Raw genomic sequence first — 23,115 nt, 5'->3', positions numbered from 1 at the left:
TCTAATTAGCAATAATTTCCAGATTCAAGGCAAATTAATACTATTATTTTCAACCCAAAAAAGGCATAACAAAGAAATAGTTGTATAAGTTAAAAGCAAAGTGTAATTTAGTTATTTTTTGAGATAATTCCTAATACATAATCTCCCTGATTCACAGAATGATTTATTGAATTATCTAAAATCAAACCATCTGTTTCGGCAAAAATATCTATTACTTTTGGCAGCTCTCTATTTTTGTTGAAATTCAATATTTGATAAATTCGCTGATTTTGCTTAACCACTCTACCGGGTTCGACTCTATTTTGTATCATCCCACCCACAGGAGCATAGTAACGTTTCATCCCTTTTCTAGAAATTAAATCTATTTGATGAGATGCTGTTTCAACTAAGGGAAACTCCGGAATTTTTAACATTCCTTTATTAGCCAAATAATTTTTCACTCCCCGAATACCTTTTTCCACTGATTCAGGATTCATTTTCATTCCCGAACCTAATTCTAACGTCCATGATTCGATCTCAAATTGAATCGCTTTTCCTAACTTTTTCAAACTCCTTTCTAATGCCAACCAAGGTTTAAAAAATGCCTCATCAAAAGCATCCCCATCATATTCACCATCGCCCATTAAAATGCCATAATCTAACAGAAAAGATTTAGCACTTTCTTCCCGACCATGAAAGCAATAAAAATAATCTAAACTTTGATTAGTAGAACTGTGTAAATCTATTAAATAATCAGCATCTAAACATAATGATTGAAGTTGATATCTATATTGTTTATAAAAAGGTACACTACTTGGTGAATTTATTTTTTCTGACTGCCGATGAAAACTATGTAAAATTTGCTGACGATAATTATTTTTAATCTCAACTTCTGTTAAATTAACTTGAGATTTAGCAAAAGCTTCTAGATCGATATCTTCCTTTTCATAATCCCAAAATATTCGATTCCAATCCTTACCATCGTAAGTATTATATCTACCCGAAGAAAATTGATGCGATCGCGAATTAACTCCTTCAGGATTACACACAGGAATTAACAATATTTCTCCTATTAGTTTACGATTATCCAAAGTCATTAAAAATTCTATTAAGCGATGAATAACAGCATTACCACTAATTTCCGCACCATGTAAATTTGCCTGTATATAAGCCTTTTTTCCAGTTTGATTTCCAGTGAACTTATAAACTTGTAAAGAGAGAATCTCCCCAGAAGCAAGTTGTTTTAAAGGTATAGTATAAATATTTGGTTTCATCGGATATTATTCATAAATTAGGAAACAGCAGGAAGATAGAGAAAAAAGTTTTTTATGATTAATTAAATAGCCATCAACTAACAGCTTTAGTTGAAATCATAAGTTTATACAAACCGGATAATTTAACAATAGTTAAAACTCCCTTTGAAATAGCATCTCTCTCGGTATTAGTATCAATCTAAACTGACCAGAAAATGCTAAAAATTCTCACATTTATAGCAAACCTAGAGGCAAAAATCTCAGACAATTATTAGGCAGTCCTGTAACCGTAATGGTATTGATTAAACTTGGGACAAATTACCTCAGCTCCGATTAAAAGAAAGAGGATGTATTTAGCTTTATTCCCTACTCACAGTTTTTTCCACTCCTGCTCTCCCCATCTCCCCATCTCCTAATTAAGCCATCTCCTAATTAAGCCATCTCCTAATTAAGCCATAACCATTCCCCCATCCACATTAAACACCTGACCCGTAATATAATTAGCCGCACTATCAGCAGCTAAAAACTTAATCATACCCGCTACTTCTTCTGGCGTACCATAACGACCCAGAGGAATAAACTTAATAATTTCCTCAGAATTTTTCAAATCCTTAGTCATATCAGTCTCTATAAACCCAGGGGCCACCGCATTTGCTGTAATACCACGATTAGCAAGTTCTTTTGCTACACTTTTAGTAAAACCAATAACCCCTGCTTTAGCCGCGCTATAATTAGCTTGACCAGGATTACCCATTTGCCCAGTTACAGAAGCAATATTAATAATACGACCACTCTTTTGTTTGAGCATAATTTTGCTAACCGCACGGGTACAGAGAAAAACCCCCGTCAAATTTAGGTCTATTACTGACTGCCAGTCATTGGGTTTCATCCGCAAAAGCAAAGTATCACGGGTAATACCAGCATTATTAACCAAAATATCAATGCGACTCCATTTTTCCATCACTTCTTTGACAAGGGTATCAACCTCCTCAGCTTTAGAAACATCTGCTTGAAGTGCCATTCCATTGCCACCCGCAGCAACTATTTCTGCCACGACTTCCACTGCCGCTCCACTAGAGTTAGCATAGTTAACAACTACATTTGCCCCTTCCATTGCTAATGCTAAAGCTGCTGCCCGACCAATTCCTCTAGATGCACCTGTGATTATTGCTACTTGTCCCTTCAAACGCTGTAATGTTTCGGGTAATGCCTCCATAATCAAATCCTTTGCTATATGATTTAAACTAATTTATCAAAATAATTGGGTTTAAAACCCCACCTTGATTGGCAAAATGTTTTTGGAGGCTTGCTCAAATCTCTGTTACAAAAACAACTTCTGTACGTCGCCAATTCGACGGCTCCCCCCCCCCTATCTGACTTCTGACTTCAGACTTCAGACTTCTGACTTCGTTAACTTAGGGGATTATGGCTTATTGAGTTAAGCTAATAATTAATAGATGAACGAAGGCAGCGGGAGCAGAGGGCAGGAGTTAAAATTCCCTTCTGCCTCCTGCCTTCTGCCTTTCCTGATAAGTATATATATTTTCTTAAGATGGCAATTAAAAAGCAGTTTAATAGTTTTGATGAATTACTGGCTAATTCAGAAATGCCTGTTCTGGTGGATTTTTATGCTACTTGGTGTGGCCCTTGTCAAATGATGGCCCCTATTCTGGAACAGGTCAATCAAAAGATGAAAGACCGACTGCGGATAGTTAAAATTGATACAGATAAATATCCCCAGTTAGCATCAAAGTATGGCATTCAAGCTTTGCCAACTTTGGTCTTGTTTAAAAATGGTCAGGTAGTAGAACAGATAGAAGGGGTTATACAAGCACAACAGTTAGTTGAACGCTTGGAGAATATTGTCTAAATTTAATTAAATATTTTTGAAGAAATAGACATAATTATGATTTAGGTGAATAGCGTATTTATGCTCACATTAAAAAGCAAAAATCTGCTAAGATACTAGCTAAGTTGATAATGGTAGAAAGATATTATTTTTCAGTTGAAATTGCTTATTATCAAATATACAAATGTTCATTACTCGCTCTTTAAACTACTAACTTGAGATTGCCAGTTCTAAATTTAATAAATAAATAGAGCTTGCTGATTAAATCTAAAAGTATTTACAGAGAAAAGTTTTAGCCTTTTTGGGGTCTAAAAAAGTGCCTGGTATCACGTCTAAAACCCTCAAAAAGTTAGTATTTTAGGCTCATAGTTGGGCAGAAAAATCATTCTTACAATTCTTACTCCTACCTCCTCGCTCGTACCCATTTCTCCTGCCTTCCCCTCCCCTCCTGGGAGGGGTTAGGGGTGGGTTGGGAGGGGTTAGGGGTGGGTTGGGAGGGGTCCGCGGGTGGGTTGTCTCCTGTCTCCTACCCTCACCCATAAGACTTTTTCAGCAAACCCTAAATAGTGGCGAGCTGATTGAACTTATCAGAAAATAATCGATATGGCTATTTACTCCTGGAAGCAATTTAAACTCTCTGTTCTGAGTGCTAATGAGTGGTTCCGAGAAACTCCTGAAAGAGCTTTGGATATGGCTTATAATGCTGCCCTCAATATTAAGGCGATTGAAGATCAACATTTTGAAGGTCAAAAGATTTCTTTAGCATCAGCTAGTTATGGTGATAGTGTTAAGTCTTATTTTAATTCTGAACTGAAGCGGTCTTTAAAAGTTATTCAAACTAGATTAGCTGAGTTTAATACCAGTATTTCAGTTGTAGGTATTTTTGAGAAAAAGAAGCTTGGCGATAGCGAGGATAAATTCCATAAATATTATCAGCAAGAATTTCAGGACCGACCATCAATTATTTTGGAAAAATTAGAGTTTATTGATGAAGTAGCTAGTCGATATAGTAAACAAACAACATCTCCAATTCAAAAATCTAATTCAATTGTAGAAGTGCCTGATGCTTCATCCTCTCTAGCGATAATATCTAGTCAAGAGAATATTAATAATTCTACTGATAATATATCATCTAATTCTTCTATAAATACTACAGAAGTGCTGAAAAATGATCAACCAGAAACTAGCTTTTTACCCCGTTCGTTATTAAGTACTTTCAAAAGAATCAAGAAAGAGTTAGACCCAGAAGCTGAAGAAGATGTAATTAAAAAATTCAGAAAATCTAAAGTTAAGACTATTACTTCAGTTAGATTTATCTTGTTATTGATTTTAGTGCCTCTACTAATTCACCAGTTATCAAAAATGACTTTTGTGGGTTACTTAGTCGATCGTTTTCTGCCAGTTTCTAGTCAACAAGAAGAGATTTTTATTAACCGCGACTTGGAAGAAGAAGCCTTGATGGAGTTGCGTAAATATGAGGAAGAACTTCATTTTCAAATGTATTTAGGTCAGGCACCAGAATTATTCCCAGAATTATATGAAGCTGGAAAAGAAATTTCAGAAATACCTAAACTTGAAAGAGAAGAATTGATTGAGCATAAAGTAGAAGAAAAAGCTCAAGAAATAGCCTCAGAATATAAAAATAGAAGTAATAATGCTGTTAAAAATATTTTTTGTGACCTGATATCTTTGATTACTTTTGTTGGCATTATTTCTGCTAATAGAAGAGATGTTGAGATTTTAAAATCTTTTATGGATGATGTGATATATGGTCTTAGCGATAGTGCTAAGGCATTTATCCTGATTTTGTTAACAGATATGTTTGTGGGGTTTCACTCCCCTCATGGCTGGGAAGTGATTTTGGAAAATGTTGCTAAACATTTTGGATTAGCAGAAAGTAGAGATTTTAACTTCTTGTTTATTGCAACTTTTCCAGTGATTTTAGATGCTGTTTTTAAGTATTGGATATTCCGTTATTTGAACCGTAGTTCGCCTTCTGCAGTGGCAACTTATAAGAATATGAATGAATAGATTCGACAATTAACAGCCTTGCTGAATAAATTTATGATTTCACGGAAGTCAAGATTCAGTAGGTAGAAAAGAGTTTTTCGGTGACTTTAGAGTCAGAAATAGGTAGAATTCCTACTATTGTTTTGGGTGAAAATTTACTACTTATAGTCATTTTAGTTTAGATTGAGAGAAGGGTTTCTTTCTGTGAAAGAGTTTCAGCAGAAAAAGTGTTTTATTCTTAAGTTAAATAAATATAATCATAATTACAATATAATTTAATTTTAATTTATTCATTTTTATCTTTTCTGTGGCGGGTTTAATACCAACCGTCTATATGGTCCTTAAAATTATTTGGGGTGATAAGACATGAAGTGGCAGATAGTTGACTATCCATAAGCAATTACACCTCTTTCCTTCTGCCTTCTACCTTCTACCTTCTGCCTTCTACCTTCTACCTTCTACCTTCTTCCGGCTTTGGTAAATTAGGGTATGATTTGTATTTTTGGTAATTGCTAAACTATTGAATAACAAATATTTGAGATTGTTCAATTTTTATTTTCATACCTTGATTGACCAACGCCCTTCTTCCTTCTTAATGATGTTTAATTTGTCTTGGGTAACGAGGTTGACAAGGAGTTCCTAAACAAACCTGACCTGCTGGCATATCTTTAAAAACACTACTCCTAGCACCAATAACAGCATTAGCACCAATATTAACCCCTGGAGCAATGAAACAATCTGTAGCAACCCACGCACCATTACCAATATTAATACTTGCTGTTTGTAAACCAAATGTAGGGTCTTCTATATTATGACTTCCAGTGCAGAGGTAACTTTTTTGAGAGATAACGCAATGTTGACCTATTTCTATATGGTCAAGACTGTACAAAACTACGTCGTCTCCAATCCAACTATAATCGCCGATCGCTATTTTCCAAGGATAGGTAAATCTGGCAGTGGGGCGAATTAAAACTCCTTGACCAATTTTGGCTCCAAAGAGATTTAATATTAATCTTCTCAAACTGTGTAAAGGTTGGGGAGTTAAGGGAAAGGTAATTGCTTGTACGAACCACCACAGTAATACGAACCAACCCGGTTTACCTCGGTCATACCAAGATTGGTCGTATTTACGAAGATCGACCCAAGATTCTGTTTGTTGGTTATTTGTCATTAGGAGTTAATTTTTTTGCCTTGACTTTGATTAGACAATTTTATAGCATTGAGGTATTTAGAATTGGTAAATAGTACTTTTTATACTCCTACCGTAAAATTGATGAGAATATTCCATTATATCTTTATAGGTATGTTACTACAGAATAGTTAATTTTGAAGGGTTTATTCAATTTATTTTGACTGTGGAATAGATTAATGAATTGATTCAGAAATAGAGCAAATATCGAGAATAATTTTCTCTATTTCTGTCATTAGTCTTCCGGTTTCTCTGTTGGCAAAAATAGCTTTTGCCGAGTCATTGGTTGTGGGATAGGTAAATAGTTACTTGGGAAAGTTGAGAGAATTTTGGCAAATTTTCCGACCTCATTTCTAGGCAGATGGGATGACAACTATATATAGATAAATAAATTTTTCATCCTTGGTTTGACTGTGTGACTATCCTAGGGGAAAGCTCGGAATAATTTCATCTATTTCTGTTATTAGTCTTCCGGTTTCTCTGATGCAAAAAATAGCTTTTGCCGAGTCATTGGTTGTGGGGTAGATAAATAGTTACTTGGAAAAGTTGAGAGAATTTTGGCAAGTTTTCCGACCTCAAAATCAAGTTTTTCGTAAATTTTTCCGACCGTTTCTTTGATACTTTTACTAATAACTGATAACTGAAATGACCCTCAGTTTTCATCTCTGTAAATATTTTAGATATTTTGCTTACCGAATAATTAAGGCTTAAAGCCTCTCCTTTAAAGGAGAAAAGCGGTGGAGGGATGGCTCCGAAACCTGCGCCATATCCATCAAACCAAGAGAAAAGAAAAAAATTTTCCCTACCGCTTCAATGCCTCTTCTTTTCAAGGAGAGGTAATTGTTAATTATTAATTATTAATTGTTGAACTTAGCCTTACTCCTAACTACTACTTGCTGAATCTACCTGAGCAACTGGCTGAGGTGTAGCAGTTTTTTCTATTTTCTGAACAGTATTTAGCTGACCACCACAATCTTTAAGTTCATACAGTTTAACACCTATTTGATACTCATATTGACTCAGTAACCTACCATAAATATATCCTGCTTTACCATCTAAAAACCCTAGCTGAATAAAGTAAAATAAAATAAACCTTAACATAGGTTTAAATGGTAATCTTACCCATATCTTCTTCAGAAAACGTTTACGCTGTACCGCATCCCCAAATAAACTTGCACCAATAGTTCCATCATCATCCTGACCAGTCAGTATATTATAATGTACTCGCGCTTCCCAATTAGAATAACGATTGTGTCTTTCCAACCAGTGGAATAAATCACGAAAATCTTCGTGAAGCATATCATTTTTCAGATAGCCTACCTTTCCATTCAAAACAACATGTTCATGTACTTCATTATCCCCCGTATTGGGCACTCCCTCAGTTCCTAAATTCTCGTAGCGACCTTCTTTATACTTAAATAAACGCAGATTCCAATCAGGATATTTACCGCCATAACGAATCCATTTACCTAGAAAAAATACCCTTCTATTAAGGTAGTAACCATTGTAATTTTGGTCTTGAATCGCTACAGCAATTTCATCCCATTGCTCAGGAGTAATACGTTCGTCACAATCAACAATAAGTACCCACTCATTCCGAAATGGCAAATTTTCTAAAGACCAATTTTTCTTTTTTGGCCATTGACCATTAAAATGGAACTGTACTAAATTTGCTCCATAACTTTCTACAATTTCCCCAGAGCGATCGCTGCTTTGAGAATCTACCACAAATATCTCATCTGCTCTTGCAACACTATCTAGACAAGCGGGTAAATTTTTTTCTTCATTCTTAGCCGGGATGAGGACTGAAACTGGTACCTTAGATGATGTCATAGTTAAGAATTTTATAAACAGGATTTACCTTAATTTTATTATCGCTATATTTTGAAGGCACTAGGAGTTTTGGATTGAGTTGCCCTAGGTTAACCTTGAGGTCGGTAGGATTTGATATTGAGTGGCCTTAGGTTAGCATTTCGGCAGGGCGAGCAACTTTTTTTACCTACAACCTACCACCTACAACCTACCACCTACAACCTACAACCCACAACCTATCACCTACCACCTAAAACCTACCCCTACTTCATAGATATCATGCCTTGAATAGCTGCACCTAGATAGCCTATTTGAGCATAAGCATAGACAAAATTATCAAAACGTTTGGCCGGGTCTGTTATATTTTTTAGAGACTTGTACACACCCCTAATCATTCTATCGCCCCCCTTTCTTAGTTGTCTAAGACCTGCCTGACCAGCTAGTTGTTCACGATAACATTCGCTAATGCCTTGCCACCAACCTCTTTCAATAAACCAGGCAGGTCTAACCCTTTCAGGAGCTACATTATGAGCAACCAAAGCTTCAGGTAAATAAGCTACTTGCCAACCTTCCTTGATTGCTAATTCTGTGGTATGTAATTCTTCATTAGATAATAGCTTTTTGCCCACTCGACCTAAATTAGTATCAAAGCCATCAATTTGTTCAAGAAATGTACGACGAATGGAATAATTTAAACCTCTAGGAGTTAAACCAGGCTGATTAATATAAACTACAGAATCACCAAGGTCATAGTAACCCAGGTTTCCTGATAATTCTGGAGAAAGCCATTTAGGGGGGCTAATTCCTTCTGGCCAAATTAAAGTCACTTTGCCACCAGCGATCGCTAGTTTTTCATTACTTTGAAAAGCTTCTTGCAATACCCTTAACCATTGGGAACTAGCAACAGCATCATCATCAAGATAAGCTAAAATTTCCGCACTGGCTGCTTTTGCCCCTGTATTTCTGGCCACAGATAATCCTGTGACTGGCTCATATACATATTTCAGATTGGGACTGGGATATCTTGCTTCTACTACTTCACGGGTGCGGTCGGTTGAAGCATTGTCTACTACTACTACTTCAAAGCTACCAGGAAAATCTTGTCCAAGCAGGCTATCTATGGCAGCTCCTAAGTAATTGTCCCGATTATGAGTACAGATAATAGCAGATATTTTGGCCATAGTTAATTGTTACTATTTTTACTATTGGAGTTTTCTCAGATTTTGGCCTAATTTACTATTTACTAATTTACCATAAAATTGGGTATAAAGCCTCGCCCTTCTAGGGCGACTTTTAAATTGTTTTTTCTTTGATAAATATGTTATCATGTTGTTAGTTTAGATAGGAATTATGAAAGCTAGATTTAAGTATCGCATCTATCCAACACCGGGACAAAAATACCGATTAGCCAAGCTATTTGGTTGTGTTTGCTGGCGCAACGCTTTCCTATGGTCATGCTACCGCAAACGCGAACGTGTTGTTTGGAATGATAGCCTAGCTTGTTGCCAACAAAAGCATAAATTAGGAGAAAAGAAACCCACTAATTCCGATCTGCAAAAACAGTTGATCACTAAAGCTAAGAAGGCTGAAAACAGAGAATGGCTATCAGAAGTTTCTGCTATACCATTGCAGCAATCTTTAAATGATTTAAACCAGGCGTTGCTCTAACTTTTTTAAATCGACTAAAGGTCAACAGAAAGGTAGACCTATTAAACCTCCTAGATTTAAAAGTAAAAAGTCACGCGCAAACTGCTAGGTTTACATGCATGAGGGTTTAAAGTTGGTCAACATAAAGTCTATTTAGCCAAGATTGGAAAGCTGAAAATTGTTCGATCAAGAGAGTTGCCTGCTCCTCCATCATCAGCAACAGTAATTAAAGATTGTAGGGGCGATTTCCTGCGGAATGCTGCGCAAACGCAAATCGCCCCTACTAGATATTTCTTAAGTTTTGTAATAGAAATACAACCAGAAATCTTACCTCAAACTGATAATTCAGTAGGTATAGATTTAGGTATCAAAACCTTTGCTACATTGAGCGACGGTACAAAAGTTGATGGTCTTAAGCCACTGAAGAAACGAATTAAGAAGTTAAGAAAGTTAAGTAAGTCATTATCTCATAAAACTAAGGGGTCTAAAAGGTATGAAAAAGTACGGGTTAGATTAGCTAAATTCCATGCCAAGCTGAAAGATACGCTTGACAGATTTTCTACATAAATTATCTACTAAAATAATTCGTGAAAACCAAACAGTTGTTTTAGAAGATTTAAACGTTTCTGGTATGGTAAAAAAGCGGTGCGACCCCGCGACGACGCCAGCTCCCTTGCGGAACGCGCACCAAGAGACCGTAAATTATCTAGAGCAATTTCAGATTTAGGCTGGAGAACTTTCAGAACATTCCTAGAAGGAAAAGCAGAAAAATATGGTCGCGATTTCAGAGTAATTAGTCGCCCTTGAACCCACATCTCAAACTTGCTCTAGCTGTGGATTCAAAGGACGTGGAGGCAAGTTTAACCCACCCCCATCCCCTCCCGGGAGGGGAGCAAGAGGGGTGGGTGCAGCAGCCTGTCAGACGTCAACCCGCCCAGGAGTTACGGCTCGCTAGGAATCTCTGTGCCTTTAGGCCGGGGAGGATGTCAATATCCTTTATTTTCAGTTTACACTGGATCATCTTTTTGCATCTCCATGAATTCTCCTCAAGTCACTTCTAAGAAACTAATTTTGGTCACAGGTCCTGCTCGCTCTGGTAAAAGTGAGTGGGCTGAAAATTTAGCTATTAGTTCTCACAAACAAGTAATTTATATCGCTACCTCTCAAGTTGATAGTAACGATCTAGAGTGGCAAACTCGAATTGAACAACATCAAAACCGTCGCCCTCGTGATTGGACTACCTTAGAAATACCCGTGGAACTATCAGAAACTTTGACTACTTATGCACATGAAGACTGCTGTATTTTGGTAGATTCTTTAGGTACTTGGTTGGCTAATATTTTGTCACAAGATGAAACAGCTTGGAATGAAACTTTAGAAGTTTTAATTGAAGCTTTATTAAAAGCTAGTGGCGATGTGATTTTAGTGGGTGAAGAAACAGGTTGGGGAATAGTTCCTTCATTTCCGATCGGACGGCTATTTCGCGATCGCCTTGGTCATCTGATTCGTCGAGTTGGAGTAATTTCTCAGTCTGTTTATCTGGTTACAGGAGGTCATGTTTTGAATCTTAGTGTTTTAGGCACACCTTTGAACATTTAATTCTTAATTTATTCTAAAGAAATAAAATATTAGGTTCACTCCCCAATTTTAACAATGGAAAAGTTAGAATCAAGGAAGATGAACGAGGCTATTTATTAGCTTTGAAGTTCTATGAAACGGAAAATATCGGAGCTAAAAATTATGGCATCCCACAATCAAGTCAAACAATATATTGCCTATTGGTTTCAGTTAGGCAAGAAAGTATTAATCAGAAATGGTAAAGTAGCTATAAAACCTCAAGCTGTACTTTTAGGCGATCGCTACAGTCAAGATTTTGAATCATGCTGGCAACAAATTTTATCTTCTGAATCAGGAGATTGTTTTTTAGAGGGGACACATCAAACAATTGCAGAATTATTATCTCCAGAGTGGGACATTAGTGATTGTGCCCGTTGTTTAATGCCTATCCCATCTCGTGTCAAAGGAATGCCCCCAGATTGTTGTCCATGTTTCGATTTACCTAGTTGGCCTGATAATGAAAAGCCATTGCCGCGATCGCCCATCAATAATAAATCATATTTATTAGGTATTTGTGAGCGATTATTCAATAAAGAGGAAAATATTACTGCCGATACTCGCTATTCTAAATAGACATCTCCAATAATAAAAAATCAAATCAATTATTATCCATAAATTATTAATTATTTCTCTCTACTGCCTATTCCCTCTTTTGGAGGAGATGTCTAATCAAAGGAGTTTATACCATGCATGAAAAAAGAATGTGTTTAAATGATAAGTGAAGTAGGAGCTTTCTGGCCATTTGCTAATGTAGAGCTTCCCCAGTCCGCCCCTACTTTACAGGAGGTGTCCCTTTGACAAAGCGGTCGTTAGCGGAGCTTCCCGAAGGGTGGGATGGATGGGTTTCCTAACCATATCCATGAGACCAAGATAGCGGTGCGACCCCGCGTCGTCTCACGGTGCACCTGGTAGCGCACCAAGAAAAGTATCTTGAGCAAGTATTTTGGCGAAAAATAATCCCGCCTTCTGAAAGTTTTCTGGCGGGCTAAATTTTATAATGAAAACCAAAGTATACTTAATTGTGAGAATCTACTTTTGGTTCAGAATCATTATTTGTTTCACCTTGCTCATTAATTAATAATGCTACAGGGAAATGATTCAGTACATTTCTAATCCATAAAGTATCCTCTTTCTCTTCTTTAAGTTTTTGTTGAGTAATTACATTTTTCCAAACCAAAGAAGAACCAGAAGGTAAACAAATTCGAGTCTCACGCCATACTTGTTCTCCTAAAGGATTTTCTCCTTCATTAACCAATTTAGTTAATAATCTGGGAGCTATAATAATCGCCGTACTATCTCCCCATTTTCTTGAGAAAGCAACTATATGATTTTTCAAACTACCCATAACAATTAACTTTTGGTAATCTCCTCGTTGAAATAAATCCAAATACTCTCGGCGTGCCTGCAAAGCTTGGTAAATTAAAAACATTTTAATCTTACCAGTTTCTGGAGTTTGCAAAAGTTCTTCAATCAATCCTAAAATATCGGACTCTATTTTTGTCTTAATTTCCTTCAGAAACTCTGCTCTTTTTTCAAAATCAACTGAACGACGGTTATCAGGGTCAACAAGACTCAAATCCCACAATTCTGTACCTTGATAAATATCAGGAACTCCAGGAGAAGTAAGTTTCAAAAAAGCCTGAGATAAAGAATTAAAAACACCGTAATATTGAACCTTACGTTGTAGAGGTCGGAAAGCTGGTAAAAATTCATTATCTTCTGATTTATTAAGTAGATGTTCTACAAACTTAATCAATGAGCTTTCGTAATCATCATCCGGTCTTAACCAACCTGTATTAACTTTAGCCTCTCGTATTGCTTTAATAATATATTCTTTAATCCTTTCGACAAAAGTTGAATATTCACTTTCATCAACAGGAAAAGCACCTAACAAAGTCTGATATAAAAAGTATTCATCATTAGGCGCAGGAACATCTAAACCTCCTACACAATCTTTTTTAGGAGCATTAATTTCCTGCCATTTCTGTAAATAACTTTCCCATTCTTCAGGAATTTCTGAGAGTACATTAATTCGCGTTCTGACATCTTCCCCACGTTTTGTATCATGAGTAGAAGTTCCACTCATAGTATGAGGCCAATAGGCAATACGATGTTGATTAAATCCATGAAAATCTTCAACTGAAACTCCAAATTTACTAGGAGTTGAACCAACTTCATTGAGAGAAATAAGTCGATTATAAACATATAAAACAGTATCTTCTACACCCTTTGCCATCAAAGGTCCGGTAAATTGTTGTAACCGCATCACAAAGTGTAGCCATTTATCTTTATCTTCCTGGTTTAAATGCTCATCAAATTCTAATAACAAAAACTTTTCAATAAAACTCAATTCATTTAAAAGTTCATTGATAAAGAAAGGAATTTTCTCTTTCGTTTTAGCAATTACTCTCTGAATACATTCTCGATCTGCCTTACTAACTCCTTCTTTACTAACATAAGTTCGGTACACTGGAAATACTGACATAACTTCTACTAAAGCAGCTTTCAAACCAAAAATAGTAAAATCGCTGGCATATCGATATTTACTAGAAATATCTTTAAGTAAGTGAGCTAAATTATCAATATCTCCAGCTAAATGTTTGTTAATAATCAGCCTTTGATTTTCATCAGCTAGCTGCCCATAGTTAGAAGTACCTTTAATAAACCGAGAATAAATCTGGTCGAATTCTTCCTCGTTAAAATGGTCACAAAAAATACCATTAACATAGTTTAAAAAATCATAACCTGTAGTTCCTTGAACAGGCCAATTAACAGGTAAATCTTCCCTGGGTTCAAGAATTTTTTCGACAACGATATAAGGAGCATTTGCTTTTTCTCTTAGTCTGTTTAAATACTGAGCAGGATCGTACAGTCCATCAATATGATCGATTCTGAGACCTGTAAATTTTTCCTCTTTTAACATTTCTAAGATTAGAGCATGGGTAGTATTAAATACTTGTTCATCTTCTACTCTGACTGAGATTAAATCATTTACTGTAAAAAATCTTCGGTAGTTTAACTCTTCATTACCCACTTTCCAGAAAGATAAACGAAAGTATTGCTCGGATAATAATTTATCTAATAAGTCAAAACTTTCTGGCTTTCCCGGAACCCCGTTAAAAGTCTCTATATTTTCTTCAATGAATTCTTTAATACGTGGATTTTCATTCCATAATTCCCACAACATCCCTTTGATGAAGCTAATTTGGTCATACCTTTCTCTCCCCTCCGCTCCAGAAGGAATATATTTTAAACTATAGAGAACTCCCTGTAATTTAACAAAATCCTGATTTTTTCTGCCTAATTTATTTCTTAATTTGCCGATATTGTAGGTTAAAACTTGAGTATAAGAATCAATTCTAATGGGAAACTTATGGTCGTAATAGTTAACAGTTAATCCATTTTGACCATACTGAAGTTGTAACTCTCCATTTTCTAGACAGTCTCCATAAAATTTACCCAAAAAAGGTGCTAAAACCCTGCCTCGAATACCTTCATAAGGATGATTCCAATCAATATCAAAATAGTCACGATATTGAGAGTCAAAACCATTTTCTAAGACATCTACTAGAATATGATTTTGACTGCCAAATGCCATGTGATTAGGCACAATATCTTGTAGCCATCCCATTTCATTACTTTTGATTTCTGCTGCTAGTTCGGTAAATTTTTCTTGGCCTCCTAGTTCAGGATTAAGTATATTAGGATTGACTACGTCATATCCATGTTCACTACCTGTTTTTGCTTTAAATATAGGAGAAGCATAAAGATCAGAAATTCCTAGTTCAGCTAAGTATGGAACTATAACTTTAGCTGCATCAAAGCCAAAATTAGGAGTAAATTGAATTCTATATGTCGTTATGGGAATTCGCATAGTTAAATAGAGATAATTAAGTGGTGATTAATTGACTATTAAAAGTTCATAATTTCACGTTTAACAGATATTTATCTGTTTTTCAAACATTAAAAAAAAGCATAAATATGAAAATTTCCTAGTTTGGCTAAATATGAAACTACGACTTAATCTACTTCCAAAGTCAAAAATATACAGCGTTTTCCGTTGTTATGAGGTACAAAATTTTAGGTTTGAGGGAACACCGGAGCTGGGAACAGGGAACAGAAAAGAATAAAAATAACTGTACCTCATAGCTTCGGAAACTTCTGTAAGTAGATTAAATTCTATAGATGTTGTCATGGGAATTCCCATAGTTAAATAGATATAATTATAGCAGTTTTCACTCATGTTGACTACAAAACTTCAGCCCCTGCTGCCTTTCAGCCAAAATTTCTGTATTCGTATGAAACATGAAAACTGCTATAAGTGTTGATTAATTAGTTCTTAAAAGTTCAAAATTTTACGTTTAACAGATAAATTTTTTTGAAATATTAAACTGTATATTTATTTTTCATGTAGTCCAAATATAGTTAGGGCTTGCTGATTAAATCTCAAAGCATTTACTGATATAAGTTTTAGCCTTTTTAGGTCTAGAAAAAGTACCTGGTTTTCAGCTCCAATAGCTCAAAAAGGAGCGCATTTTGAGCTAGATAGGGGAAGAAAAATCGTCCCAAGATTTTTCTGATTACCTCTTTTATAATTCCCATTCCTCCTGACTTCACCGATTCTATTTGCGTTTGCGTAACATCCAGTAGGGAAGCATTCCGTAGGAAATTCTGGATCCTCATCTGAAAAAAAGACTTTTTCAGCAAGCCCTAGTTAAAAATTGATACGTAGTTAAACTTCAATTAAGAGAAACGCCTAATTCCCGAAAGAACCCCGAGGCATGTCTGACAAGAGTAGGATTATTCTTTAGTGATTCTGCCAAGGTACAAGATGTTTGTTTGTTGCCAAAATAATAATAAATATAAGCAATTGCCAGATCCATAAGTCCTTTCATTAAATCCTTGTTAACATTGCCTACAAAAATACAATCATCAAGTACCTCAGTAATTTTATTAACTGCATCTATCTTCTCAGCAATACTAAAATCATCTTCTGCGAGTTTACTAAGAAGAACTGATGGTATTTCTTGAACTATTTTAAAATATGTAACACCATCAATCACATGGTCGAAAAGTTCAATATAGGGCAGAATTATACCAGTAGAATAAATTAACCAAGGAAGTCTCGATCTAGAAAAATCTTGATTAACAACAATAGTTTGATTGACACAAAAATCAGGAAAAAATTCTTTGACAATGTGTTGCCATACTTTTAATTTTTTTGCTATATCAATGTGAATAATTTCAATGGGTTTATGTCGCCATGACAATGCAGTAATATCTCCATCACAAACATTAACATAGTCAATCAAAGTCTTACAGTTTTTTTGAAATATGTGTAAGTAGGAGTCTTGTTTTTGAGATCCTCTAGTATTTTGGAAATAAATTTGTCCTCCTCTAGCTGCAACTTTTTGTTTTGGAGTTGTAAAAGCATCATAGGCATAAATTCTAGAATTTTTCTCTAATACTTGTTGATTTTTTGATAATCCCAAAGCAAAGGGATATACTGTTCCTGCTACTCCTGAACCAAGATCGACTATTTCTCCCGTACCAGAGTAAAGGCAACGAGCGAAATACTTAAGAACTTTTCTTTCCCTTATGGAAGTCATGGAAGGAGGTAATTTTTGAAAAATTGGAAAAGACTCAGAAAAAACGTTTTTTGGGAAATTTATCATTAGTTTTTAAGTATTATATTAAATTAAGACTCAACAATAGACAATGAATTAGTTTGTACTCCCGAAATTTATCTTTAGTATTGACTAAATCTTAATTCTTACGAATAATAATCCGGGTTATTTCTTAGTTGAGGAATTGGCGTTATTAAAGGGCAAGCATTAACCGGACAGCGATTTTCTGACCACCACGAAAACAGCTCACCCAATCGATAGTTGTACTGCCGACGCAACAAGTCCAGCCATAGTTCTATGGTAGACACAAGTTCATTATTAGGCTTTAATTTGTACTGATAAGCCGTCCGCATTACTATCAACATTAATTCGATCATTGTTATGATAACATCAACAATCGAAGTCTTGAGCAAAAAGCAATATTTGTAGATTAATGGGGCGTACTCACCCCATTAATTTACCGCCGATTCATCTGGTCGCCAAATCAGAGATTATGGCGCGAGGCTTCTCGAGGATTTAGCTAAAATGGAGAATTAAAAATAGACATCTACGATAATCAAAAATCAAATCAATTATCACGCAAAAATCATCAATTCTTTCCCCCTACTCCCTACTCCCTCTTTTCCGGAGAAGTCTAATGTATATTCTCTGGGGAATACTCTGATCGAGTCTTATAAAGAGCAAAGCTTAAAGGATTAATTGTCACGGTTTGTCCAGATAATAATAATTTTTCAGGTAAAACAGCACCTTCTCCCATCCATTCTCGATCTGAGGAATTAATCATCTTTTGCCAATTTCCTGTGGGCAGTTGAGGTTCAAATGTGACAGAATGCTTTTCAAAATTCATCAGACTCAATACACTACTTTTTTCTCCCCATCTGTGAAGCAATAAGACATTTTTATCTGCCAAACTTTGTACTTCTATTTGGGAGGTATCAAGTTTAGCTAATACTGGAATTTTTTTCCGTAGCTCAATTAACCGTTGATAAAAAGAACGTAAAACTCTATATTTACCTTCCCTAGACTTTTCCCAATTTAATTTAGAATCCATAAATACTTTCTCACCTTGAGGATCTGGCACTTCTCCAGACCAGTTAAAAGACTTAAATTCTTCTGCCCTACCTTTTCTCACTGCTTCAACTAAGTTAGGGTCTCCATGACTAACAAAATACAAAAAAGGATTTTCTTCTCCATACTCTTCTCCCATAAATAACATTGGTACAAATGGAGAAATTAAAACTGCTCCTGCTGCTAATTTTAATCCTTCAAAATCTACTAAAGCTGATAATCTTTCTCCAATTAATCTATTACCTATTTGGTCGTGATTTTGAATACAAACTACAAATTTTTCTCCGGCAAAACCCAGGGTTGAATTACCATGATTTCTCTGACGATGAGGTGAATATTCTCCTGTATAAACATATCCTTCTTTATAAGACTTTTTCAGAGATTCTATACTCTTAAAATCAGAATAATATCCAGAACTTTCTCCAGTTAAAAGACTATGCAGAGAGTGGTGAAAATCATCACACCATTGAGCATCGTGACCAAAACCTCCATTCTCTTTTGAACGTAAAACTCGCACATCATTCAAATCACTTTCCGCAATTAAATAACGTTTCCAACTACCATTTTTACTAAACTCTTCTACCCGGTCAGCTAACTGTTGTAAAAAAGGTTCGGCACTCATGTCATAAATGGCATGAACAGCATCTAAACGTAAACCATCAATATGATATTTATCTAACCAATACAAAGTATTTTCAATAAAGAAATTACGGACTTCATTACTATATGCATCATCAAAATTAACAGCATTTCCCCAAGGAGTATGATACTTATCCGTAAAATAGGGACCATAATCCCAGAGATAATTTCCTTCTGGACCAAAATGATTATAAACAACGTCCAAAATTACAGAAATGCCTGCCTGATGACAAGCATTAACAAGTTGCTTTAGACCATCCGGCCCACCATAAGAATCTTGGACACCATAAAGATAAACTCCATCATAGCCCCAGTTGCGATCGCCTGGAAATTGGGCTACGGGCATTATTTCTATAACGTTTATCCCTAAATCTTTTAATTCTGGCAACTTAGGAATAATTGCTGCAAAAGTTCCTTCGGGGGTAAAAGTGCCCACATGAAGTTCATAGATAATCATTTCTGCCAAAGGGATACCTTGCCAAGAAGTATCATTCCAGGTAAATTGTTGATGGTCTAATATTTTTGAAGGACCATGTACTCCTTGAGGTTGCCAGTTAGAGGCGGGGTCTGGTCGGTCAGTTTCTCCATCTAATTGATAAAAGTAGAGAGTTTCCTGGTCAATGTCTTTTGCTTCTCCTTGCCAATATCCCCATTCATCTTTTTGCAGACCTATTAATTTTTCTTGGGGATGTACAATATGTACAGCTAACTTTTCTCGAAGAGGTGCCCAAATAGTAAATAGGCATTTATTTGTTTCTGCTGAATAATAGCTACCAACTCTCATAAATTTATAGACTCTTAGGGCGTTGAATTTTTTATAATTAATGTTGTCTAATTTTAGACTACAATTTCGTCTGTTAATTTATTAACCTCTTAAAATAAAATTACTTTTTTGAAAAAAAATTCTAATTTGTCCTTTTCATGTAAATTATTCAAAACTACAACGTTATAGTTATGACTGTCTCATTAGTTAGTACAACTGAAGCAGCTTTTCTTCTAAATATCTCTACGGGTAGATTGCGTTTTCTACTAAATACTGGTCGTGTTATTGGTGCGCGTAAAGTCAAAAGACTTTGGCAGATTCCCCTAAATCAGAGGGGAATGCCAGAAATTACACCTGGTCGTCGAGGTCCAGAACCAACTTGGAACAAAAATCAACGCACAGCCAATACTTTTATTCATGTTTTGCGAAAGACCATAGACTATAACCGAGACCATGGAACTTCTCATACAGCAGTCGCCGTAAAAGTAGGAGGTAAAAAAGATTATTGCCACGCTGTGAAAATTCATGGACCTTGCCAAGTAGTGTATCAACCTCATAAACCTAATACAAGTCAAGCTGGAGGTGCCCGTCTGTGGATTGAAGTAGAACCGGGAAATATAGTAGAGCGAGTATATTTCAGTAACGGAGATTATGGTCCGCCTCCAGAAGTGGTTCAGCAGCGGGCAAAACAAAAAAGTCGAAAGGCTAAACACTGTATATCTGCAACGTTATAGTTTTTGACTACTATATATAGTGGTTTTGGGTGAATTTTGGGAAAGGTGTGGCGATCGCTCATCCTTAACTAGAAATCCTCTTGAGGAAAGATAAAAATATTACAACGGTTTTCATTTTGGTAAACCACTGTAGGGGTGAATGGCTATTCGCCCTGAGACAATAGTGTCTAACAATCAATCTTCATTTTCTACCAATTCTGTAATAGGCAGAAGTCAACTACCAAACATCAAATCAAAGATTATGATGTTGGCTTGATTCTGCCGTCCACCGCATTTCTGCAAACCTCGAAAGGCGTGCAGCTTTGGCTTCAGCCGACGAACCATCAGGGGCTGCTGACAAAAGCCCCGTACTTTCCCAGTCTTGCCGAAAAAGCAGCGCTCGCATTGCTATATTCCTTGCACCAATTAAGTCGGCATGGAGTTCAAAACCGCAAGATTCACAGTGGAAAATTAGCCCTTTATTTGGACGATTACCTCTGCTGGTATGCCCGCAATGAGGACAAGCTTGGGAGGTATAATCAGCATCAACTTTAATAGCTAAGGAATTATTTAAAACAGACTTATAGTCGATAAATAAGTGTAATTCTGCAAAGGACCATTTCGCTTGTTTATGATTAGCTTTTCGTTGTTTAGTTGATGCTTTTTTTCCAATCTTACGAGGTTGAGTCCGCTCCCGAATATTGGTTAAGTTTTCCAGTCCGATTAGTGTGTTAGGAGTAGCAATTTGTTTGGATAAACAGTGATTTCTATCGGCAATAAACCGTCTTTCTTTTCCTGATAATGAAACCAAACGTTTCTTAGCAGAACGAGTGCCTTTTTGCTGTAAAGATTTTCTCACTTTTTGATAACGAGTAGCTTTATGATTACACTGTTTTCCTGGATAGAAATGAGCTTGATTTGCGGTGTCTGTAGTAACTGCATGATACCGTTGTCCTACATCAACACCGACTACGCAATTAATTGCATCAGGTTCAATGTCTGGTATTTTTAATTCTAAAGAAACTAATAAGTAGTAAGTCTTATTTGAACGAGCGTAATAAATTTTTGCTCCTCCAAACTTAACTGCATCTTCACCCGATTTGATTAGTTCAACGTGCTTGTTGTACCCAGAGTAAAATACTTTAATTCGACCTTGTAAGGTAATCAAACTCACCCCTTGCTTCACAAAAGAGTAATCTCGTTTGTAGTTTAAATTGCAAGTTCTGGATGCATACTTAGGTGGTTTGTCCAACCCTTTATATCGCTTTTTAGTCTGGCCCAATTGAATATGGTTCGCATTTTGTTTAACTTTAGTCCACAAACCTTTATAAGTTGCAGCTACTTGTCTTGGGACATTGCAACTCATCTGAGAAGGTAAACCAAATTTAGTTCTAATATCCTGATAAACAAGCTTTTGCAGCTTATTTGCACTTGATACTTTTCCATTAGTGAATGCTATTTCAGAAGAATCATTTAGCGCATCTCTATAAGCCAATGAAACTTCCCTCAAAAGCTTTTTTTGCTCTGAGGATAAATGTAACTTCAGTTTTGCCGTTATTACTTGCTTCACTAGCTTTTTCACTAACTACTTTAATTCTAGCTTAATGGTGAAACAAATAATAACTTTTAGCACAAAAGAATGCGATAACAATTAGGGCTTGCTGATTAAATATTAAAGCATTGACTGATATAGATTCTAGCCTTTTTTTTTCGAAAAAAAGTGCAAGCTTTTCGGTCGCTCAAGCTCAACAAGCTAGTATTTTGGGATGATTATGGCAGAACAATCAAGGGACAATTTTTACGACTACCTCGTCTATAATTTCTCCTGTCTCCTGTCTCCTGTCTCCTGTCTCCTACCTTCACCCATAAGACTTTTTCAGCAAACCCTAATTATTGGACAACTTCATACTTTCATTGTCCTGATATTCCTCTCACCGTTAAATCGCAGATTATAGCGGGAGACTCCTATCGAGCTAGTTGAAGTAGCAGCACCTTCTTCTTCACTCCTGGAAACTTTTTTTGAGAATTTCAGCAATCCAGTGGAACAATTCCTGAAATTCATTGAATAACTTGGGAGATGTTTTAGGAGAGCCAAATTTTATCAGGTTAATGCTATCTACTCCCTGAACATTGACTACAAAAAAATTGAGTTTATTTTCCTCTACAGCTTTCCAAGCACGTTGCGTGGATTTTTGCCAATCCTTATCCGTTAGTTGCCAATTGTTGTTCGTTGCGGGGCCTATAATATAAAATAACCAAGGTTTTTGAGATGCCAGATAATTTTCTATTTCTTGTAATGCTAAATTAATTCCCTTACCCATCATAGTTTCTCCTTCAGCTTTGAAGGGAGATGGGGCAAATTCATCGATATTTACAAAATCTTGAATTCCTCGCCCATTACTATTAGAAGTTATGATGGCTAATTTCACAGATTGGGATATTTTGCTGCTCGGTTCAAATTGTTGTTTAAAAGTAGAAATTCCAGCATTTAAGGAATCTATACGTTCACCAGACATGGAAGTAGATGTATCTACTACTAGGACAACTGGAATCTTAAGTTCAGCAGATTTTGCTCGTAAACTTTTCTTTTCTGAGTCTGGGGAAAGATAAGTTTTTGTTGATGCCGTGGAAAGTGATGGTGTGGATGTTCCTTGGTTAAGCTGAAGGCGGTCTGGAAGTCCAGTTAAATGTTCTATTTGTAATAAGTTAAATAAATTTGACACGGAGTCTCCTGAATCACTATTACCACCAGTCATAATAGTTTGAGGAGAAGTAATTTTCATTTGAGCTAATGCATCAGCCCATTTTCTTTGTGATTCTAGTTGAACATAAATTTCAGGACTAAGAATAGCAATTTTCTCTTTAAAAATCACTTGTTCTTGAAGCATCAAGCTTTTTACTTTTAAAGGTTGACTACCTGGATTTTTTTTACTTAAAGCATTAAATATT

At 35.9% G+C, this 23,115-nt stretch carries 19 protein-coding genes; 8 read left to right on the top strand and 11 right to left on the bottom strand.

Features of this window, described 5'->3' with window-relative positions:
• Positions 1-107: 107 nt before the first annotated feature.
• On the bottom strand, positions 108-1,253 hold the full coding sequence (locus tag F6K15_RS11905) for a succinylglutamate desuccinylase/aspartoacylase family protein (protein WP_293061015.1): 1,146 nt from the start codon (positions 1,251-1,253) through the stop codon (positions 108-110).
• A gap of 427 nt (positions 1,254-1,680) precedes the next feature.
• Positions 1,681-2,448: a 3-oxoacyl-[acyl-carrier-protein] reductase gene (gene fabG, locus F6K15_RS11900; RefSeq protein ID WP_293061013.1), complete on the bottom strand. Its 768-nt coding sequence runs from the start codon at positions 2,446-2,448 to the stop codon at positions 1,681-1,683.
• 336 nt (positions 2,449-2,784) lie between these two features.
• Here fabG and trxA point away from each other — a divergent pair, with 336 nt between their 5' ends.
• Both trxA and F6K15_RS11890 read left to right on the top strand, forming a co-directional pair.
• Entirely contained in the window at positions 2,785-3,102 is a 318-nt protein-coding gene (gene trxA, locus F6K15_RS11895) for a thioredoxin (protein ID WP_293061011.1), read from the top strand.
• Positions 3,103-3,684: 582 nt separating this feature from the next.
• Positions 3,685-5,112, top strand: coding sequence for a proton extrusion protein PcxA (locus F6K15_RS11890; protein ID WP_293061009.1), 1,428 nt, complete (start codon positions 3,685-3,687; stop codon positions 5,110-5,112).
• 571 nt (positions 5,113-5,683) lie between these two features.
• On the opposite strand, the gene hpsU is transcribed toward F6K15_RS11890, so the two are convergent.
• The 3 genes from hpsU to F6K15_RS11875 form a co-directional block, all read right to left on the bottom strand.
• The gene (gene hpsU, locus F6K15_RS11885) at positions 5,684-6,262 is read right to left on the bottom strand and encodes a hormogonium polysaccharide biosynthesis acetyltransferase HpsU (RefSeq protein ID WP_293061007.1); all 579 of its coding nucleotides are present in this window, start codon (positions 6,260-6,262) and stop codon (positions 5,684-5,686) included.
• A gap of 900 nt (positions 6,263-7,162) precedes the next feature.
• Positions 7,163-8,113: a glycosyltransferase family 2 protein gene (locus F6K15_RS11880; RefSeq protein WP_293061005.1), complete on the bottom strand. Its 951-nt coding sequence runs from the start codon at positions 8,111-8,113 to the stop codon at positions 7,163-7,165.
• 242 nt (positions 8,114-8,355) lie between these two features.
• On the bottom strand, positions 8,356-9,273 hold the full coding sequence (locus tag F6K15_RS11875) for a glycosyltransferase family 2 protein (RefSeq protein ID WP_293061003.1): 918 nt from the start codon (positions 9,271-9,273) through the stop codon (positions 8,356-8,358).
• Between the two features lie 169 nt (positions 9,274-9,442).
• Between F6K15_RS11875 and F6K15_RS11870 the strand changes: the two genes are divergently transcribed.
• From F6K15_RS11870 to F6K15_RS11850, 5 genes are all read left to right on the top strand, one after another.
• Positions 9,443-9,760, top strand: a complete 318-nt coding sequence (locus F6K15_RS11870; RefSeq protein ID WP_293061001.1) for a helix-turn-helix domain-containing protein — start codon at positions 9,443-9,445, stop codon at positions 9,758-9,760.
• A 174-nt stretch (positions 9,761-9,934) separates the two neighbouring features.
• On the top strand, positions 9,935-10,306 hold the full coding sequence (locus F6K15_RS11865) for a transposase (protein WP_293060999.1): 372 nt from the start codon (positions 9,935-9,937) through the stop codon (positions 10,304-10,306).
• Positions 10,287-10,466, top strand: a complete 180-nt coding sequence (locus tag F6K15_RS38310) for a transposase (protein ID WP_363267793.1) — start codon at positions 10,287-10,289, stop codon at positions 10,464-10,466. The genes F6K15_RS11865 and F6K15_RS38310 overlap by 20 nt, the downstream gene beginning before the upstream one ends.
• Before the next feature lie 308 nt (positions 10,467-10,774).
• A complete protein-coding gene (gene cobU / locus F6K15_RS11855; RefSeq protein WP_293060995.1) occupies positions 10,775-11,338 on the top strand; it encodes a bifunctional adenosylcobinamide kinase/adenosylcobinamide-phosphate guanylyltransferase in 564 nt (187 codons plus the stop codon).
• 141 nt (positions 11,339-11,479) lie between these two features.
• Positions 11,480-11,929 (top strand): hypothetical protein, encoded by a 450-nt coding sequence (locus F6K15_RS11850; RefSeq protein ID WP_293060994.1) that lies wholly within the window; start codon positions 11,480-11,482, stop codon positions 11,927-11,929.
• Positions 11,930-12,371: 442 nt separating this feature from the next.
• Here the strand turns inward: F6K15_RS11850 and treY are convergent, their stop codons facing one another.
• From treY to treZ, 4 genes are all read right to left on the bottom strand, one after another.
• Positions 12,372-15,230, bottom strand: coding sequence for a malto-oligosyltrehalose synthase (treY, locus tag F6K15_RS11845; RefSeq protein ID WP_293060992.1), 2,859 nt, complete (start codon positions 15,228-15,230; stop codon positions 12,372-12,374).
• A gap of 865 nt (positions 15,231-16,095) precedes the next feature.
• Positions 16,096-16,965 (bottom strand): hypothetical protein, encoded by an 870-nt coding sequence (locus F6K15_RS11840; protein WP_293060991.1) that lies wholly within the window; start codon positions 16,963-16,965, stop codon positions 16,096-16,098.
• A gap of 164 nt (positions 16,966-17,129) precedes the next feature.
• A complete protein-coding gene (locus F6K15_RS11835) occupies positions 17,130-17,396 on the bottom strand; it encodes a helix-turn-helix domain-containing protein (protein ID WP_293060990.1) in 267 nt (88 codons plus the stop codon).
• Positions 17,397-17,617: 221 nt separating this feature from the next.
• Positions 17,618-19,474, bottom strand: a complete 1,857-nt coding sequence (gene treZ, locus F6K15_RS11830) for a malto-oligosyltrehalose trehalohydrolase (protein WP_293060988.1) — start codon at positions 19,472-19,474, stop codon at positions 17,618-17,620.
• Positions 19,475-19,644: 170 nt separating this feature from the next.
• Here treZ and F6K15_RS11825 point away from each other — a divergent pair, with 170 nt between their 5' ends.
• Positions 19,645-20,187 (top strand): DNA-binding protein, encoded by a 543-nt coding sequence (locus tag F6K15_RS11825; protein ID WP_293060986.1) that lies wholly within the window; start codon positions 19,645-19,647, stop codon positions 20,185-20,187.
• A 232-nt stretch (positions 20,188-20,419) separates the two neighbouring features.
• On the opposite strand, the gene F6K15_RS11820 is transcribed toward F6K15_RS11825, so the two are convergent.
• Complete coding sequence (locus tag F6K15_RS11820) at positions 20,420-21,736, bottom strand: transposase (protein ID WP_293060984.1); 1,317 nt, start codon at positions 21,734-21,736, stop codon at positions 20,420-20,422.
• A gap of 430 nt (positions 21,737-22,166) precedes the next feature.
• Positions 22,167-23,054 (bottom strand): VWA domain-containing protein, encoded by an 888-nt coding sequence (locus tag F6K15_RS11815; RefSeq protein WP_293060982.1) that lies wholly within the window; start codon positions 23,052-23,054, stop codon positions 22,167-22,169.
• Between the last annotated feature and the right edge of the window lie 61 nt (positions 23,055-23,115).

It is taken from the genome of Okeania sp. SIO2B3 (genome assembly GCF_010672525.1).
Taxonomy (GTDB): domain Bacteria; phylum Cyanobacteriota; class Cyanobacteriia; order Cyanobacteriales; family Microcoleaceae; genus Okeania.
Note: the sequence above shows the minus strand (reverse complement) of the source record. Positions and strands in the feature narration are given on the sequence as shown.

Excerpts from the sequence above, each read along its gene's own strand:
- F6K15_RS11905 (WP_293061015.1), bottom strand. The coding sequence starts at position 1,253 with ATGAAACCAAATATTTATACTATACCTTTAAAACAACTTGCTTCTGGG.
- fabG (WP_293061013.1), bottom strand. The coding sequence starts at position 2,448 with ATGGAGGCATTACCCGAAACATTACAGCGTTTGAAGGGACAAGTAGCA.
- trxA (WP_293061011.1), top strand. The coding sequence starts at position 2,785 with ATGGCAATTAAAAAGCAGTTTAATAGTTTTGATGAATTACTGGCTAAT.
- F6K15_RS11890 (WP_293061009.1), top strand. The coding sequence starts at position 3,685 with ATGGCTATTTACTCCTGGAAGCAATTTAAACTCTCTGTTCTGAGTGCT.
- hpsU (WP_293061007.1), bottom strand. The coding sequence starts at position 6,262 with ATGACAAATAACCAACAAACAGAATCTTGGGTCGATCTTCGTAAATAC.
- F6K15_RS11880 (WP_293061005.1), bottom strand. The coding sequence starts at position 8,113 with ATGACATCATCTAAGGTACCAGTTTCAGTCCTCATCCCGGCTAAGAAT.
- F6K15_RS11875 (WP_293061003.1), bottom strand. The coding sequence starts at position 9,273 with ATGGCCAAAATATCTGCTATTATCTGTACTCATAATCGGGACAATTAC.
- F6K15_RS11870 (WP_293061001.1), top strand. The coding sequence starts at position 9,443 with ATGAAAGCTAGATTTAAGTATCGCATCTATCCAACACCGGGACAAAAA.
- cobU (WP_293060995.1), top strand. The coding sequence starts at position 10,775 with ATGAATTCTCCTCAAGTCACTTCTAAGAAACTAATTTTGGTCACAGGT.
- F6K15_RS11850 (WP_293060994.1), top strand. The coding sequence starts at position 11,480 with ATGGCATCCCACAATCAAGTCAAACAATATATTGCCTATTGGTTTCAG.
- treY (WP_293060992.1), bottom strand. The coding sequence starts at position 15,230 with ATGCGAATTCCCATAACGACATATAGAATTCAATTTACTCCTAATTTT.
- F6K15_RS11840 (WP_293060991.1), bottom strand. The coding sequence starts at position 16,965 with ATGACTTCCATAAGGGAAAGAAAAGTTCTTAAGTATTTCGCTCGTTGC.
- treZ (WP_293060988.1), bottom strand. The coding sequence starts at position 19,474 with ATGAGAGTTGGTAGCTATTATTCAGCAGAAACAAATAAATGCCTATTT.
- F6K15_RS11825 (WP_293060986.1), top strand. The coding sequence starts at position 19,645 with ATGACTGTCTCATTAGTTAGTACAACTGAAGCAGCTTTTCTTCTAAAT.
- F6K15_RS11815 (WP_293060982.1), bottom strand. The coding sequence starts at position 23,054 with ATGCTTCAAGAACAAGTGATTTTTAAAGAGAAAATTGCTATTCTTAGT.